Origin of the sequence: Streptomyces sp. NPDC019396 (assembly GCF_040632375.1) — a bacterium.
GTDB lineage: Bacteria > Actinomycetota > Actinomycetes > Streptomycetales > Streptomycetaceae > Streptomyces.
The window spans coordinates 167,591-182,011 of record NZ_JBEYBS010000014.1 but is presented as its reverse complement, the minus strand read 5'-3'; the positions used below and the strand labels follow the sequence as shown (position 1 = coordinate 182,011).

Genomic DNA, 14,421 nt, shown 5'->3' with positions numbered 1-14,421 from the left:
GCGCCTCTTCTCGGGTGCTTATGCCCGCTCCCACGAGGAGGTGCTCGCGTTGAAGAAAAGCAGCATGACGGTCCAGGAGCGGCCGGGTGCCGCCTACCGGCCCACTCCGCCCCCGGCGTGGCGGCCGCGTACCGACCCCGCGCCGCTGCTCCCGGACGCCGAGCCGTACCGGGTGCTCGGTACGGACGCGGTGGACGGAGCCGACCCGCAGCTGCTGCTGCGGCTGTACGCCGAGCTGGTGCGCGGCCGCAGGTACAACGTGCAGGCGACCGCCCTCACCAAGCAGGGCAGGCTCGCCGTCTACCCGTCGAGCACCGGCCAGGAGGCCTGCGAGGTCGCCGCGGCGCTGGTCCTCGAGGAGCGCGACTGGCTCTTCCCCAGCTACCGCGACACCCTCGCGGCCGTCGCCCGCGGGCTTGACCCCGTCGAAGCCCTGACGCTGCTGCGCGGCGACTGGCACACCGGGTACGACCCGCGGGAGCGCCGCATAGCGCCGCTGTGCACCCCGCTCGCCACCCAGCTGCCGCACGCCGTGGGCCTGGCCCACGCGGCGCGCCTCAAGGGCGACGATGTCGTGGCGCTCGCCATGGTCGGCGACGGCGGCACCAGCGAGGGCGACTTCCACGAGGCGCTGAACTTCGCCGCCGTGTGGCAGGCGCCGGTGGTCTTCCTCGTGCAGAACAACGGCTTCGCGATCTCCGTGCCGCTCGCCAAGCAGACCGCCGCGCCTTCGCTCGCGCACAAGGCCGTCGGTTACGGCATGCCGGGCCGGCTGGTCGACGGGAACGACGCGGTGGCCGTGCACGAGGTGCTGTCGGAGGCGGTGACACGAGCACGGCGCGGTGGTGGCCCGACCTTGGTCGAGGCGGTCACCTACCGCATCGACGCCCACACCAACGCCGATGACGCCACCCGGTACCGGGGCGCCGGCGAGGTGGACGCCTGGCGCGAGCACGATCCGATCCTGCTGCTCGAGCGTGATCTGACCGCGCGGGGGCTGCTGGACGAGGACACCGCCAACGCGGCCCGCGATGCCGCGGAGACCATGGCCGCGCAGCTGAGGGAGCGGATGAACGCCGATCCGGTGCTGGACCCGATGGATCTCTTCACGCATGTCTTCGCGGAGCAGACGACCCAGCTGCGGGAGCAGGCGGCGCAGCTGCGCGCCGAGCTGGATGCGGAGAGCGGAGACGCGGCGCACGGTGCGGAGGGCGAAGCACGATGAGCACGGCAACGGCCAGGCAGTCCAAGCCCGCCACCATGGCGCAGGCACTTCAGCGCGCGATGCGCGACGCGATGACGGAGGACCCGACAGTCCACGTCATGGGCGAGGACGTCGGCACACTCGGCGGTGTCTTCCGGGTCACGGACGGACTCACCAAGGAATTCGGCGAGGACCGCTGCACGGACACACCGCTCGCCGAGGCCGGAATTCTCGGTACGGCCGTCGGCATGGCGATGTACGGGCTGCGGCCGGTGGTCGAGATGCAGTTCGACGCCTTCGCCTACCCGGCGTTCGAGCAGCTCATCAGCCATGTCGCCCGGATGCGCAACCGCACCAGGGGCGCCATGCCGATGCCGATCACGGTGCGTGTCCCCTACGGGGGCGGCATCGGCGGCGTGGAGCACCACAGCGACTCGTCCGAGGCGTACTACATGGCGACGCCGGGGCTCCATGTCGTCACGCCCGCGACGGTCGAGGACGCCTACGGTCTGCTGCGGGCGGCCATCGCCTCCGATGACCCCGTGGTCTTCCTGGAGCCCAAGCGGCTCTACTGGTCGAAGGCGGACTGGTCGCCCGAGGCACCGGCCGCCGTGGAGCCCATCGGGCGCGCGGTGGTGCGCCGCAGGGGAAGCAGCGCGACGCTGATCACCTACGGCCCGTCCACGCCGGTCTGCATGGAGGCCGCGGAGGCCGCCCGGGCCGAGGGCTGGGACCTCGAGGTCGTCGATCTGCGCTCGCTGGTGCCCTTCGACGACGAGACGGTGTGCGCGTCCGTACGGCGCACCGGGCGCGCGATCGTCGTCCACGAGTCAAGTGGCTTCGCGGGGCCCGGCGCGGAGATAGCGGCCCGGGTCACCGAGCGTTGCTTCCACCACCTTGAAGCGCCCGTGCTGAGGGTGGCCGGTTTTGACATTCCCTATCCGCCGCCGATGCTGGAACGACACCATCTGCCGGGAGTGGACCGCATCCTGGACGCGGTAGCCAGGTTGCAGTGGGAGGCGGAGTGCTGATGGCCCAGGTACTGGAATTCAAGCTGCCCGACCTCGGCGAGGGCCTGACCGAGGCGGAGATCGTGCGCTGGCTGGTCGCGGTGGGCGATGTCGTCGCCATCGACCAGCCGGTCGTGGAGGTCGAGACGGCCAAGGCGATGGTCGAGGTGCCCTGCCCCTATGCGGGCGTGGTCACCGCGCGCTTCGGTGAGGAGGGCGCCGAGCTGCCCGTCGGGGCGCCGCTGCTGACCGTGGCGGTCGGCGCGGACCGGGCGGGCACGCCCGGAGAGTCCGGCGCTCCGGGAGCGTCCGGTGAATCCGGTGCCGCCGCGTCCAACGGCTCCGGGAGCGAGACCTCCGGCAATGTCCTGGTGGGCTATGGCACAGGCGCCCCCGCGGCGCGCCGTAAGCGCATCCGGCCCACGGCGCTGTCGGCCGGGGCGTGGACACAGCCACAGGGCGGCGAGCACGGCGGCGGGCACACGCTTCCGGAGCCGGTCTGGGACAGCGCGGTGGAGAGCCCGGCGCCCGACGAGTTCGTGGGTGAGGAGCGTTCCGCCACCCCTGCTGCGCCCCCCAGGCTCGGCGCTGCGGCGGCACGGCCGGGAGCAGCCCGGGCCGTGCCCCAGGACGAAGGACCCGTCGCGGTGATATCGCCGCTGGTGCGGAAGCTGGCCAGGGAGCACGGGGTCGATCTGCGGCGGCTGCACGGTTCCGGCCCCGACGGACTGATCCTCCGGGCCGATGTGGAGCACGCGGTACGAGCACTCGCCGAGCCCGCCGCCCCGGCGGCGCAGCCCAGGCAGGCCCCCGTGCCGGAGGCGGCACCCGCCCAGGCGACCCGCACCACCGGGCGCGGTGAGCGGATACCGCTGCGCGGGGTGCGGGGAGCCGTGGCGGAGAAGCTGTCCCGCAGCCGCCGGGAGATCCCGGACGCGACCTGCTGGGTCGACGCGGACGCGACAGAGCTGATGGCCGCCCGCAGGGCGATGAACGCCGCGGGCGGACCGAAGATCTCGCTGCTCGCACTGTTCGCCAGGATCTGCACGGCCGCGCTCGCCCGCTACCCCGAGCTGAACGCGACGGTGGACCTGGACGCGCGGGAGATCGTGCGGCTGCCCGAGGTGCATCTGGGCTTCGCGGCCCAGACGGAGCGCGGACTTGTCGTGCCCGTCGTCCGGGACGCCCACGATCGCACGGCCGAGTCGCTCACCGAGGAGTTCGCCCGGCTGACGGAGACGGCCCGCCGTGGTGCCCTCACGCCGGGGGACCTCACGGGCGGGACTTTCACGCTGAACAACTACGGGGTGTTCGGGGTCGACGGTTCCACGCCGATCATCAACCACCCGGAGGCGGCGATGCTCGGTGTCGGCCGGATCGTGCCCAAGCCCTGGGTGCATGAGGGCGAGCTCGCGGTCCGTCAGGTCGTCCAGCTCTCGTTCACCTTCGACCACCGGGTGTGTGACGGTGGGACAGCCGGTGGGTTCCTCCGGTACGTGGCGGACTGCGTGGAGAATCCGGCGGTGCTGCTGCGCACCTTGTAGCGGTCCCTTTGGGGCGCGGCGGCCCCCGGGCGGGCCCCGCCTTCGCCGACCGGGATGGTCGCGACTCATACTGCTGGGATGACTGGCCATGAGGCGGGTACCAACCCCGGCTATGACGCGATCGTGCTCGCCGGAGGCGCCGCCGAGCGGCTCGGCGGCGCGGACAAGCCCGGGGTGAGCATCGGCGGTCGGGCACTGCTCGACCGTGTGCTCACCGCCTGCCGCGGCGCCGGGAGGACCGTGGTCGTCGGCGGTCGCCGGGCCACGGTCCGGCCGGTGCGATGGGTCCGGGAGACGCCACCGGGCGGCGGTCCGCTCGCCGCGCTGGACGCCGGGGTACGGGAGGCCAGCGCGGGCACCGTGATGGTGCTGGCCGCCGATCTGCCGTTCATCGGCGACGCGACCGTTCGCCGACTCATCGAAGCCCTGGACCGCAGCGGGCGGGAAGCGGCGCTGCTCACCGATGGCGAGGGCCGTGACCAGCCGCTGGTCGCGGCCTACCGGACCGAGCCGCTGCGCCGCGAACTCGCGCTCATCGCCACGGAGCACGGTCGACTCGCAGGGTTGCCGCTGCGGCTGCTCACCCATGAGCTGGAAGTGGTGCGGATCTCCGCGGGGCCCCTGGACTCCTTCGACTGCGACACCTGGGGGGACATCGCGACGGCCCGGGCCCGTATCAGAGAGCATGGGCACGTGCTTGATGAATGGATCACCGCGGTCAAGGCCGAACTAGGCATCGAACTCGATGTCGACACCGGCGTCCTGCTCGATCTCGCACGGGACGCCGCGCACGGCGTGGCCCGGCCCGCTGCCCCGCTCACCACGTTCCTGGTCGGTTACGCGGCAGCGAAGTCCGGTGCTGCGGGGCCCGAGGCCGTGGCAGAGGCGGCCAGAAAGGCCGCGGCCCTCGCCGAGCGATGGGCTGCCGAAGCCAGTGGTGCCGGTGAGAAGGGCGAGGCTGGTAGCTGATGACCGCACGGGATCACGCACTCGACGCTCCGGGCGCCGCACGACCAGGGGTGACCGTCTCCGGTAGGGGCTCCCTCATGGGGCTCCTGCTCGCGGCTCACGAGACCGGTAGCGCCGGTGAGGCCGCTGAGGCTCGCGAGACCATCGAGATTCGCAAGACCGGTGAGGTCGTTGAGTCCGGCGCGACCGCGGAAGACGTCGTGTCCGGCACCCCCGCTCGCGCCGACGCCGGCGAGGCCGATGACAGCAACGAGCGGAACGAGCGGAACGAGCGGAACGAGCGGAACGAGCGGAACGAGCGGAACGAGCGCGCCGAGGCCGGCGAGGGCGACGCGGATGACGACGGTGTCGAGGAGGCGCTCGCACTGGTGCGGGGGCACCGCACCGGGCAAGGGCGGTCGTCCGGCTCGCGGCACCCTGGGGTGTCCTGGCACGAGGCCCGCTCCCGCGCCGCGCGGGCGGGGCGGCGCGCCCGCCTCGGGGCTCGTCAGGTGCCCCTCGGCCAGGCCCTGGGCCAGGTGCTCGCCGAACCGCTCACAGCTCTCAGCGATCTGCCGTCCTTCGACACCTCCGCCATGGACGGATGGGCCGTCTCCGGGCCCGGCCCCTGGAAGACGGTTTCCCTGGACACGGATGCCCGCGCGGGCGAGGCCCCCGGCATCCTCGCCGGACACGGTGGGCCCGGGGCACTCGGCGACGGCAGGGCGGTGCGGATCGCCACCGGAGCCCGGGTCCCCGACGGGGCCACCGCGGTGATCCGCAGCGAGCACGCCCGCACCGACAGCGGCGGGAATCTGCACGCCCGTCGCCAGGTGACCCATGGTCAGGACATCAGGCCGCGGGGGCAGGAGTGCCGCACAGGGGATGAACTCCTACCCGAAGGTGTGACGGTGACCCCCGCCGTGCTCGGGCTCGCGGCGGCTGCCGGTTACGACCGGCTGCTCACCGTGCGCCCGCCCCGGGTCCAGGTGCTTGTCCTCGGGGATGAGCTCCTGCCCGAGGGGCTCCCCCATGACGGTCTGATCCGTGACGCTCTGGGACCGATGGTCGCCCCCTGGCTGCGGGCGCTGGGTGCGGAGACCCTCGGCACGCTCCGGGTCCGTGACGATGCCGACGCCCTGTACCAGGCCGTGATGGCATCGGAGGCCGACCTCCTGGTCACCACGGGCGGGACGGCCGGGGGACCCGTGGACCATGTCCACCCTGTGCTGCGCAGGGCGCGGGCGGAGCTGCTGGTCGACGGTGTCGCCGTGCGTCCCGGTCATCCGATGCTGCTGGCGCGGCTCGCGGCGGGTCGGTATCTGGTGGGCCTGCCCGGGAACCCGCTGGCCGCCGTGTCCGGTCTGGTCACGCTCGCCGAACCGCTGCTGCGGGAGATGTCGGGGCAGGAGGTATCCCTGGGAGGTGCCACTCCGGGACGTTCGTTCGCGACTCTGGGAGCCGAGGCGCAGGGTCACCCGGAGGACACACGGCTGGCGCCCGTGGTGCGGCGGGGCGGCCGGCTCGTGCCGCTGCGCTACAACGGTCCGGCCATGCTGCGGGGGATCGCCGCCGCGCACGGACTCGCTGTCGTACCGCCCGGTGGGGCGAAAGCCGGCGACGAGCTGGAGCTCCTGGAAATTCCCTGGTCGCCTGTCTACGCGCCGTCCACGCGGTCAACGACGACCACCCAGTCGATGAAAACCACGCCGCCGCCGGCTGACGGGCGTTTCACGTGAAACTTCCCGGCCAGGACCAGATGGCCCGGCAAGCGGATGAACAGCTGGTCACGACGCGGGTCAGGATGCCCCGCAGAGTGGTCGAGCACCCGTTGCGGCAGGTGGGCAGGCGTCTGCTGCTCGCGTTGACAGTGATGGGGCTGACGGTGCTGGTCGTCTGGCTCGACCGGGGCGGCTACCACGACAACGCCGATGAGCAGGTGAACTTCCTCGACTGCGTCTACTACGCCACCGTCACCCTCTCCACCACCGGTTACGGCGACATCGTCCCGTACAGCAACAGCGCACGGCTGGTGAACGTGCTGGTGGTGACGCCACTGCGCGTGCTTTTTCTGATCATCCTGGTCGGCACCACGCTTGAGGTCCTCACCGAACGGACCCGGGACGAATGGCGGCTGAATCGCTGGAGGCGCACTTTGCGGGACCACACCGTAGTCATCGGCTTCGGAACGAAGGGGCGTTCGGCCATCCAGACCCTGTGCGCGACGGGTCTGAAGAAGGAGCAGGTGGTCGTGGTCGACCCGAGCTCCAAGGTCATCGAGGCCGCCAACCTGGAGGGATTCGCCGGGGTCGTGGGTGACGCCACTCGCAGTGACGTGCTCCAGCGAGCCGAGGTCCACAAGGCGCGCCAAGTGGTCATCTCCACCCAGCGGGACGACACCGCTGTGCTGGTCGCCCTGACCGCACGGCAGATGAACCGCGGGGCGAGGATCGTCGCGACGGTACGCGAGGAGGAGAACGCACCCCTGCTGCGTCAGTCCGGGGCGGATGTGGTGATCACCAGTGCCAGTGCGGCGGGCCGGCTGCTCGGGCTCTCCGTGCTGAGTCCCAGTGCGGGCAGGGTCATGGAGGATCTGATCCAGCAGGGCAGCGGACTGGATATCGGTGAGCGGCCGGTGACCAAGAGCGAGGTGGGCAAGGGGGTCCGGGAGACGGACGATCTGGTGATCAGCGTGCTGCGCGGGCATCGATTGCTCGGTTACGACGATCCCCAGGCCAGCCCCTTGCAGTTGACGGACCGTCTCATCACGATCGCCCGGGTAACGGATGTTCGCGCGCTGGGTGCCACGGAGTAGTCGGCGGGGTCCCCCGGAGTAGCCTCGCGATCATGCATGCGATCACGATTCCCGAACCAGGTGGTCCCGAGGCGCTGGTGTGGGCAGAGGTGCCCGATCCCGAACCGGGCGAGGGCGAGGTCCTCGTCGACGTCGCCGCGAGCGCAGTCAACCGCGCGGATCTGCTGCAGCGGCAGGGCTTCTACGACCCGCCTCCTGGGGTGTCCCCGTATCCCGGGCTGGAGTGCTCGGGGCGGATCGCCGCACTTGGGCCCGGTGTCTCCGGCTGGACCGTCGGCGACGAGGTGTGCGCGCTGCTGTCCGGTGGCGGCTACGCGGAGAAGGTGACCGTACCGATCGGCCAACTGCTGCCGGTGCCCGAAGGCGTGGACCTGGTCACGGCTGCGGCGCTGCCCGAAGTGGCCTGCACAGTGTGGTCGAACGTCTTCATGATGGCCCATCTGCGGCCGGGTGAGACCCTGCTGGTGCACGGCGGAGCCAGCGGAATCGGCACCATGGCGATCCAGCTCGCGAAGGCGGTGGGCGCGAAGGTGGCCGTGACCGCGGGGGGCCAGGAGAAGCTGCGACGCTGCGCGGAACTGGGCGCGGACATCCTGATCGACTACCGCGAGCAGGACTTCGTGGAGGAGATCAGGGCCGCGACCGCGGGGGCTGGTGCGGATGTCATCCTCGACATCATCGGTGCCAAGTACCTGGACCGGAACGTGCGGGCGCTGGCCGTGAACGGACGGCTCGCGGTGATCGGTCTCCAGGGCGGCGTCAAGGGCGAGTTGAACCTCGGGGCCCTCCTGGGCAAGCGTGCCGCGGTGATGGCGACCTCGCTGCGTGGGCGTCCGATGCACGAGAAGACGACGATCGTGGCGGCGGTACGGGAGCATGTCTGGCCGCTGCTGGCAGGCGGCACCGTACGCGCCGTGGTGGACCGCACCCTGCCGATGACCGAGGCCTCCGAGGCGCACCGCGCGCTGGAGGAGAGCACCCACGTGGGCAAGGTGGTGCTGTTGGCGCCGAGCGCCCAAAAGGCCTGAGCAGGACGGAACAGGGCCGAACGGGCCCGCCGGGACGGAAAAGACCGACGGCCGGGCTCTGCTGTGAAACAGAGCCCGGCCGTCAGTCAGATCCGGTGCGGGTACGCCGCAGCCGCAGACGCGAACACGGTCAGGAGTCGGGGAGTCAGAGATACGGGCCGGAGCGGATCGCGCCGTGCGACGAGTCGTCATCGTCCGTGGGAGCACCGGGCGGAAGCGCACGGCGCATCTGTTCGAGCTGGGCGCGGGCCGCCATCTGCTGGGCGAACAACGCCGTCTGGATACCGTGGAAGAGCCCCTCCAGCCAGCCGACCAACTGAGCCTGCGCGATGCGCAGTTCCGCTTCCGATGGCACCGCGTCATCGGTGAACGGCAGGGAGAGACGCTCGAGTTCTGCGACCAGTTCAGGAGCCAGTCCGTCTTCGAGTTCCTTGACGGAGCCCCGGTGGATCTCCTTGAGCCTGACGCGGCTTGCCTCGTCGAGAGGAGCCGCCCTTACCTCTTCCAGTAGTTGCTTGATCATGCTGCCGATGCGCATGACCTTCGCCGGCTGTTCGACCATGTCCGTCACGGGGACCTCGCGCGACTCGTCGTCAGCTTGACCGCCGCCGAGCGACATCCCGTCCTGCCCCACGATGAGGACATGAGGTGTCTCCGGCGACCGTTCATTCCTCGGCATCTCCATGCCGCCCATTCTCTCGCACAACTGCCTCATCAGACGGTGTGCCCCCGTGGGAGAGTGATCCACCCTCCCACGGGGGCACACGTGCCTACGGCAGGACGCCCGTCAGGTCGCCTCCCGCCTGGCCACGGCGCCCCGGGAGCGTGTGACCAGGGCGGCGAGAACGGCCGCGCCCACCGGCACCGCGATCAGCAGCGCCGCGAGGGTGGTCCACGGCACGACGATCGGCACCTGCGGCAGGTCCTGCACCCGGCCCCAGCCCTCGTCCAGTGCCTGCTGGTACCAGCGCTCCGCCTCGCGGCGTTCGCTCAGCCGCAGTCCGACGGCGGGCAGCACACCCGCCGCAGTGCCCAGCACCACGCCCATCGCCGCGACCACACCGCACTGGAATCCGCTGAGGGTGCGGCGCACCCTGGGCGGAGCGCCCACGGCGGCCAGGGTCTTCAGATCCGCTTCCGCGTCCGCCTGTGCGAGCCCGGTGGCGATTCCCGCGGCGCCGATGGTGATCAGCCCGGCGAAGACGGTCAGCGCCAGCAGCACGATGTTCTGCTCGCTGACAAAGCCCTCCTCGATATGCAGGCTGACCTCGGCTCCCGTCTTGTCGAGCTCGGCGTCGAGCTTCTGCCTCTGTTCGGTGTTCGGCGTACGGTCGGTCGTGTAGTACGCGCCGTACGGCACGGTCATCAGCCCGGCGGACTTCGCCGCGGACGGCGGGATGAGCATCGAGACGCCGTAGGACTTGGTGCCCGTGGGCATCTGGTAGGCGGGGAACGCCTTGACCGTGCCCTCGGCTTCCTTGCCGGCAGCCTGGGCCTTGTCGTCCTCGGCCTCGGTGACCAGCCGGATCGCGACCTTGTTGCCCTTGGCGGTGTCGATATTGCGCTTGTCGAACGAGACCGCCTTGCCTTCCGCGAGGGCCTTCGCGGCTGCCGGGTCGTTGATACCGAGGACCTTGAGCAGCTTCTCGTCGCCGACGTACGCCTCGTAGCCGGTGTCGTCCTTGCAGCGCCAGTCCTTGGCGAGCTCCCGGCGCTGGGCCTTGCTGAACCGCGCTGCGGGGTCGTCGACGCCCGGCACACTGGCCCACAGCGGGCACTCGTTCGCCTTCGGTATGACGATCTCGTGGAGTCCGCAGCCGGAGGCGTCGGAGTACCTCGTGCACTGCTTCTTGCCTACGGTGATCCGGTCCACGTCGGCCCGCTCCTCGACCGGCAGGTACTTCTGCGCGGCCTCGCGTGCCTGGGCGACGTCCCGGCCACCCGGCTCGTCCACGAGCAGGCTGACCGCCCCAGCGGGCAACTGGGCCACATAGGTGGCCTCGCCCTGGGCCTCCCTGCTCGCCTGGTACGTGGTGACGGCGACCGTCCCCGCGACGGCGGCCAGCACCGCGGCCACGGCAGGCGCAGTGCGCCCACGGTTGCGTACCGCGTCACGCAGCGCGAGCCGCGGGGACAGCGGCAGCCAGCGGCCGGTCCGGCCGAAGAGGCCGACCAGGGCGGGGGTCATGGCCACGACGCCCAGCTCGGCGATGGCACTTCCACCCGCGACGATGATCGGCTGATCGCTGAGGAGCGAGCCGTACAGGGCGAGCCCGGCGCCCAGGAGCACGGCGGCCAGGCCGATCAGCGGGAGGACCCGGCTGCTGCGGCGGATGCCGCGCCGACCGGTGAGCGAGGCGAGTACGGTCTGCCGGGACGCGGTGACGGCAGGGACGATCGCGGCGAGCAGACCGGTGAGCACGGCGAGCAGGGCGATGCCGAGGAGCTCCAGCGGCCGGATGTCGAAGCTGCCGAAGCGGGCGCCGATGTAGCCCTCGAGCAGCGGGCGCAGGGCGTAGGTGAGCGCCAAGCCCAGCAGAGTGCCCACGACGGCGGCGGCGGCGCCGATCACCAGACCGCCCGAGAGGACGATGGCCCGGATATGGCGGCGGTCACCGCCGTTGGCACCGACCAGTCCGAGCTGCCGGCGCGAGCGCCGGGCGCCCACGGCGAAGGCGGGACCGGCCAACAGGCAGATCTCCAGAATCGCGAGACCGACGATGGTGGCGGCCGCGGCCACGGCGGCGGCCTTGGCCGCGGGGCTTGCCTCGTAGTTGTTCCACTTGCCCGTCTGGTACAGCGGGACATCCGCGGAGGCGGGCGGGTCGAGCTGCACGGAGCGCGAGACGACCACGACGCCCTTGGCATTGGCCTGCTTGACCATGTTCCACGTGAAACCACCCGAAACGCCCACCAGATAGCTGGTGTCCTTGCTGACCCCGGGCAGGTCGTCCGCGAGCAGCGCCTTGTCGAGCGGGTCGAGCAGTGCCCCGGGCAGCGCGATGACCTGGTCGCTCTCCAGCGCTCCGGGCAGCTCGTACGAGCCGGTGATCGTGTACTCGCGGTCGAAACCGCGCGCCGTGATCTTGGAGCCGACACTCAGCCCGCTCGACTCCAGGAAATGCGTGCTCGCGGCGACTTCCCCGGCTCCCCGCGGGAAGCGGCCGCTCAGCAGGGTCATCAGCCCGGCGGCCAGCGGGTCCTCGGCCTTCAGCTCACGGACCTCGGTGTGCAGCAGACCGTGCGTGGTGCGCAGCTTGGCGGAACCGGTCGAGTCCTTCAGGGACCTCACCCCTGCGGGGATGGCCTTCTTCAGGTCGGTCGCGCCCTCGGGATAGGGCTTGTCGCCGTAGTCCTTGACGGGTTCGTAGTCGGTGCCGTCAGGGGACTGGTAGATGGCCACGCCGCCCATGCCGGTGCCGGAGAGCCGGGCATCGGCGGCGCCGATCGAGCGTTCGAGGCTCTGCTCCGTGGAGAGCTCGGCGCTGCGCAGGGTCAGATCGGCGGCGCTGACCCCGATGATGGGCAGCGCGATCATGGCGAGGACGAGGAAGCTGCGTCCCTTGGAACGCAGGGCGTCGCGCCGGGCGATGCGTATCGCCGCACGCCAGGAATGGTACGAGTGCTTCACCGCTCGGCCGCCTGCTCGCTCAGCAGGGAGGCCGCGTCGCTGCGCACGGTCTGGTCGACCACGGCGCCGTCGCGCAGGAAGACCACCCGGTCCGCCCACGCCGCGAAGCGCGGCTCGTGGGTGACGAGGATGCCTGCCGCACCCGCGTCGCAGCGGGTACGGAGCAGGGCGAGCACGGACTCACCCGTCTCGGAGTCCAGGGCGCCGGTGGGCTCGTCGGCGAGCACGAGCCGGCGCTCGCCGACGAGGGCGCGGGCGATCGCGACCCGCTGCTGCTGGCCGCCGGACATCTCGTCGGGGAAGCGGTCGGCCAGATGGGCCAGCCCCATCTCCTCGAGCGCGGCGAGTGCCTCGGTGCGGCCCTTGCGGGCGGAGACGCCGTCGAGCTCACGGGGCAGGGCGATGTTCTCGGCGGCGGTCAGCGCCGGGATGAGGTTGTAGTCCTGGAAGACATAGCCGATGCTGCGGCGGCGCAGGGCCGCCAGGGTCTTGCGGTCGGCGGTGGTGATGTCCGTGTTCTCCACGATCACCTGGCCGGATGTCGGGGAGTCCAGACCACCGGCGATGGTGAGCAGGGTGGACTTGCCCGAGCCTGACGGGCCCATGACGGCGACGAGTTCACCCGGGTAGACGTCGAGGTCGATACCGCGCAGGGCGTGTACCTCGGTGGCGCCGCTGCCGTGGACGCGGGTGAGCTGGCGGAGCTGGAGCACAGGGTGCCGGGACCCCTGTTGCTGTGGCTGCTGTTGCTGGTGTGACTGGCTGGACATGGGTGGGTCCCCCTTTGGGCGTACGCAGGGGCATACGCGAGTGAGCGGATGTGCTGAGCGGGACGGGCCGGAGGTGCTCGATGGCACCTGCCGCATGGGATGTACGGGATGCGGTGGGCTGGGACGGCGACCGAGGTCAGCCGCGCCGCCGCCCCAGGCGGCCCTGTGCGCGTGCGGCCACGGGAGCGGGAGTGGGAGCAGGGGCGGGTGGGGGTGCCTGCTCCGGGGGTGGCGACGCTGTGGAGAGCCGGATGAGCCGGGCCTCGCAGTGATCGAGCCAGCGTGCCTCGGCCTCGGTCTGGAAGATGAGCTGTTCCAGCACGAGCAGCCAGGCGATGTCGGCCCGGTCGGTGGGTTCGGTCTCCAGTGCCTGCGCCTTGAGGCGGGTGTAGTCCTGCATGGCCTTCACGGTGTGGCGGCGCTGGGACTGGATGACCTCACGGATGTCGACCGTCGAGGTGCCGACGGCCATGGCGAGTTTGATGGACAGCTCGTCCCTGGCCGGACTGCTGCGGTCGACGGGACGTTCGTACCAGGACCGCAGCTCGGCCCGTCCGGTGTCGGAGATGGCGTAGAGCACGTGCCCCGCCTCGTCCTCCCCGTCCTGCACGACCATCCCGTCGCGCTCCAGCCGCCCCAGGGTCGTATAGACCTGGCCCACGTTGAGCGGCCAGGTGGCACCCGTGCGGGACTCGAACTCGGTGCGGAGCTGAGAGCCGTAGCGGGGGCCCCGTTCGAGGAGGGCCAGCAGCCCGTGGCGGATCGACATACTCAGTATGTATACCGAGTATGCCGTCGCCGACAACCGCCCTGAGAGGGAGACGGGGAGTAGGTCCTGCGGGGGACGGTGGTCCCTGGGAAGGGCTTCCCCGGCCCCGCCGTCCGCCCCGCGGTGCCTGGCTCAGTGCCGCCGCAGGCGCAGCCCTATGTAGCCCAGACCCAGTCCCATCAGCGCGAACCCCGTGCCGAGCGTCAGCGAGGGGATGCGTCGCTCTCGCGCCGGAGGGCCGGCGTGGGGCTCGGCCTCACCGATGGCCGCGGCAGATGCGGACGTGACGGGAGTCACGGGCGCGACAGGCGGTCGGGAAGCGGCGGAAGGGGTGGGCATGGCGGGAGTGGCCGGTGTGAGGGGAGCGAAGGGGGCAGGGCGCTTCACGGACGGCGATATCGGGGGTGCCACCGGGGCGAAGGGTGCCGAAGGGGGCTGTGGCGATGGCGATATGGGCGCCGGCGGCGTGGCTCGCCGCCCGGGTCGCTGCCGCCCCTCGCCCACCTCACGGCCCGCCAGCGAGGGCGGGGCTGTGGGCTTGGGCGCGAGTGCGGGCAGAGGGAAGAGCGGGGCGAGGTGAGCCGTGTGCGTGTCGCGTTCACCGGCGTACGCCGTGGCCGGCAGGGCCAGCATCAGGGCGGCGACGGCAGCGGCGGCCGGAGCGCGGTGCGTGCGGAGCCGGGGCTCTGGAGTCATCGCATG

At 71.5% G+C, this 14,421-nt stretch carries 12 protein-coding genes; 7 read left to right on the top strand and 5 right to left on the bottom strand.

Going from position 1 to position 14,421, the window contains the following annotated elements:
• The first annotated feature begins 64 nt into the window (after nucleotides 1-64).
• From pdhA to ABZ532_RS18535, 7 genes are all read left to right on the top strand, one after another.
• Nucleotides 65-1,225: a pyruvate dehydrogenase (acetyl-transferring) E1 component subunit alpha gene (gene pdhA, locus ABZ532_RS18565; RefSeq protein ID WP_361284261.1), complete on the top strand. Its 1,161-nt coding sequence runs from the start codon at nucleotides 65-67 to the stop codon at nucleotides 1,223-1,225.
• Nucleotides 1,222-2,235: an alpha-ketoacid dehydrogenase subunit beta gene (locus ABZ532_RS18560; protein ID WP_361284171.1), complete on the top strand. Its 1,014-nt coding sequence runs from the start codon at nucleotides 1,222-1,224 to the stop codon at nucleotides 2,233-2,235. The genes pdhA and ABZ532_RS18560 overlap by 4 nt, the downstream gene beginning before the upstream one ends.
• A complete protein-coding gene (locus ABZ532_RS18555) occupies nucleotides 2,235-3,758 on the top strand; it encodes a dihydrolipoamide acetyltransferase family protein (protein WP_361284168.1) in 1,524 nt (507 codons plus the stop codon). Before ABZ532_RS18560 ends, ABZ532_RS18555 begins: the two co-directional genes overlap by 1 nt.
• A gap of 78 nt (nucleotides 3,759-3,836) precedes the next feature.
• Nucleotides 3,837-4,727 carry an NTP transferase domain-containing protein gene (locus tag ABZ532_RS18550; RefSeq protein WP_361284165.1) on the top strand — a complete coding sequence of 297 codons (891 nt, stop codon included), beginning with the start codon at nucleotides 3,837-3,839 and terminating at the stop codon, nucleotides 4,725-4,727.
• Nucleotides 4,727-6,445 (top strand): molybdopterin molybdotransferase MoeA, encoded by a 1,719-nt coding sequence (locus tag ABZ532_RS18545; RefSeq protein ID WP_361284162.1) that lies wholly within the window; start codon nucleotides 4,727-4,729, stop codon nucleotides 6,443-6,445. The genes ABZ532_RS18550 and ABZ532_RS18545 overlap by 1 nt, the downstream gene beginning before the upstream one ends.
• Nucleotides 6,446-6,465: 20 nt before the next feature.
• Nucleotides 6,466-7,521, top strand: a complete 1,056-nt coding sequence (locus tag ABZ532_RS18540) for a potassium channel family protein (RefSeq protein ID WP_361284258.1) — start codon at nucleotides 6,466-6,468, stop codon at nucleotides 7,519-7,521.
• 32 nt (nucleotides 7,522-7,553) lie between these two features.
• Nucleotides 7,554-8,549 carry an NAD(P)H-quinone oxidoreductase gene (locus tag ABZ532_RS18535; protein ID WP_361284159.1) on the top strand — a complete coding sequence of 332 codons (996 nt, stop codon included), beginning with the start codon at nucleotides 7,554-7,556 and terminating at the stop codon, nucleotides 8,547-8,549.
• A gap of 145 nt (nucleotides 8,550-8,694) precedes the next feature.
• Here the strand turns inward: ABZ532_RS18535 and ABZ532_RS18530 are convergent, their stop codons facing one another.
• The 5 genes from ABZ532_RS18530 to ABZ532_RS18510 all read right to left on the bottom strand — a co-directional run bounded on the left by ABZ532_RS18530 (nucleotide 8,695) and on the right by ABZ532_RS18510 (nucleotide 14,415).
• Nucleotides 8,695-9,234, bottom strand: a complete 540-nt coding sequence (locus ABZ532_RS18530) for a bacterial proteasome activator family protein (protein ID WP_361284156.1) — start codon at nucleotides 9,232-9,234, stop codon at nucleotides 8,695-8,697.
• Between the two features lie 102 nt (nucleotides 9,235-9,336).
• The gene (locus ABZ532_RS18525) at nucleotides 9,337-12,180 is read right to left on the bottom strand and encodes an ABC transporter permease (RefSeq protein ID WP_361284153.1); all 2,844 of its coding nucleotides are present in this window, start codon (nucleotides 12,178-12,180) and stop codon (nucleotides 9,337-9,339) included.
• Nucleotides 12,177-12,950, bottom strand: coding sequence for an ABC transporter ATP-binding protein (locus ABZ532_RS18520; protein WP_361284150.1), 774 nt, complete (start codon nucleotides 12,948-12,950; stop codon nucleotides 12,177-12,179). Before ABZ532_RS18520 ends, ABZ532_RS18525 begins: the two co-directional genes overlap by 4 nt.
• A 136-nt stretch (nucleotides 12,951-13,086) precedes the next feature.
• Nucleotides 13,087-13,719: a PadR family transcriptional regulator gene (locus ABZ532_RS18515; RefSeq protein ID WP_361284147.1), complete on the bottom strand. Its 633-nt coding sequence runs from the start codon at nucleotides 13,717-13,719 to the stop codon at nucleotides 13,087-13,089.
• A gap of 132 nt (nucleotides 13,720-13,851) precedes the next feature.
• A complete protein-coding gene (locus ABZ532_RS18510) occupies nucleotides 13,852-14,415 on the bottom strand; it encodes a hypothetical protein (protein WP_361284144.1) in 564 nt (187 codons plus the stop codon).
• Nucleotides 14,416-14,421: the final 6 nt, after the last annotated feature.

Bases quoted from the DNA above. Each gene is read 5' to 3' on its own strand.
- pdhA (WP_361284261.1), top strand. From the start codon at position 65: ATGACGGTCCAGGAGCGGCCGGGTGCCGCCTACCGGCCCACTCCGCCC.
- ABZ532_RS18560 (WP_361284171.1), top strand. From the start codon at position 1,222: ATGAGCACGGCAACGGCCAGGCAGTCCAAGCCCGCCACCATGGCGCAG.
- ABZ532_RS18555 (WP_361284168.1), top strand. From the start codon at position 2,235: ATGGCCCAGGTACTGGAATTCAAGCTGCCCGACCTCGGCGAGGGCCTG.
- ABZ532_RS18550 (WP_361284165.1), top strand. From the start codon at position 3,837: ATGACTGGCCATGAGGCGGGTACCAACCCCGGCTATGACGCGATCGTG.
- ABZ532_RS18545 (WP_361284162.1), top strand. From the start codon at position 4,727: ATGACCGCACGGGATCACGCACTCGACGCTCCGGGCGCCGCACGACCA.
- ABZ532_RS18540 (WP_361284258.1), top strand. From the start codon at position 6,466: ATGGCCCGGCAAGCGGATGAACAGCTGGTCACGACGCGGGTCAGGATG.
- ABZ532_RS18535 (WP_361284159.1), top strand. From the start codon at position 7,554: ATGCATGCGATCACGATTCCCGAACCAGGTGGTCCCGAGGCGCTGGTG.
- ABZ532_RS18530 (WP_361284156.1), bottom strand. From the start codon at position 9,234: ATGGAGATGCCGAGGAATGAACGGTCGCCGGAGACACCTCATGTCCTC.
- ABZ532_RS18520 (WP_361284150.1), bottom strand. From the start codon at position 12,950: ATGTCCAGCCAGTCACACCAGCAACAGCAGCCACAGCAACAGGGGTCC.
- ABZ532_RS18515 (WP_361284147.1), bottom strand. From the start codon at position 13,719: ATGTCGATCCGCCACGGGCTGCTGGCCCTCCTCGAACGGGGCCCCCGC.
- ABZ532_RS18510 (WP_361284144.1), bottom strand. From the start codon at position 14,415: ATGACTCCAGAGCCCCGGCTCCGCACGCACCGCGCTCCGGCCGCCGCT.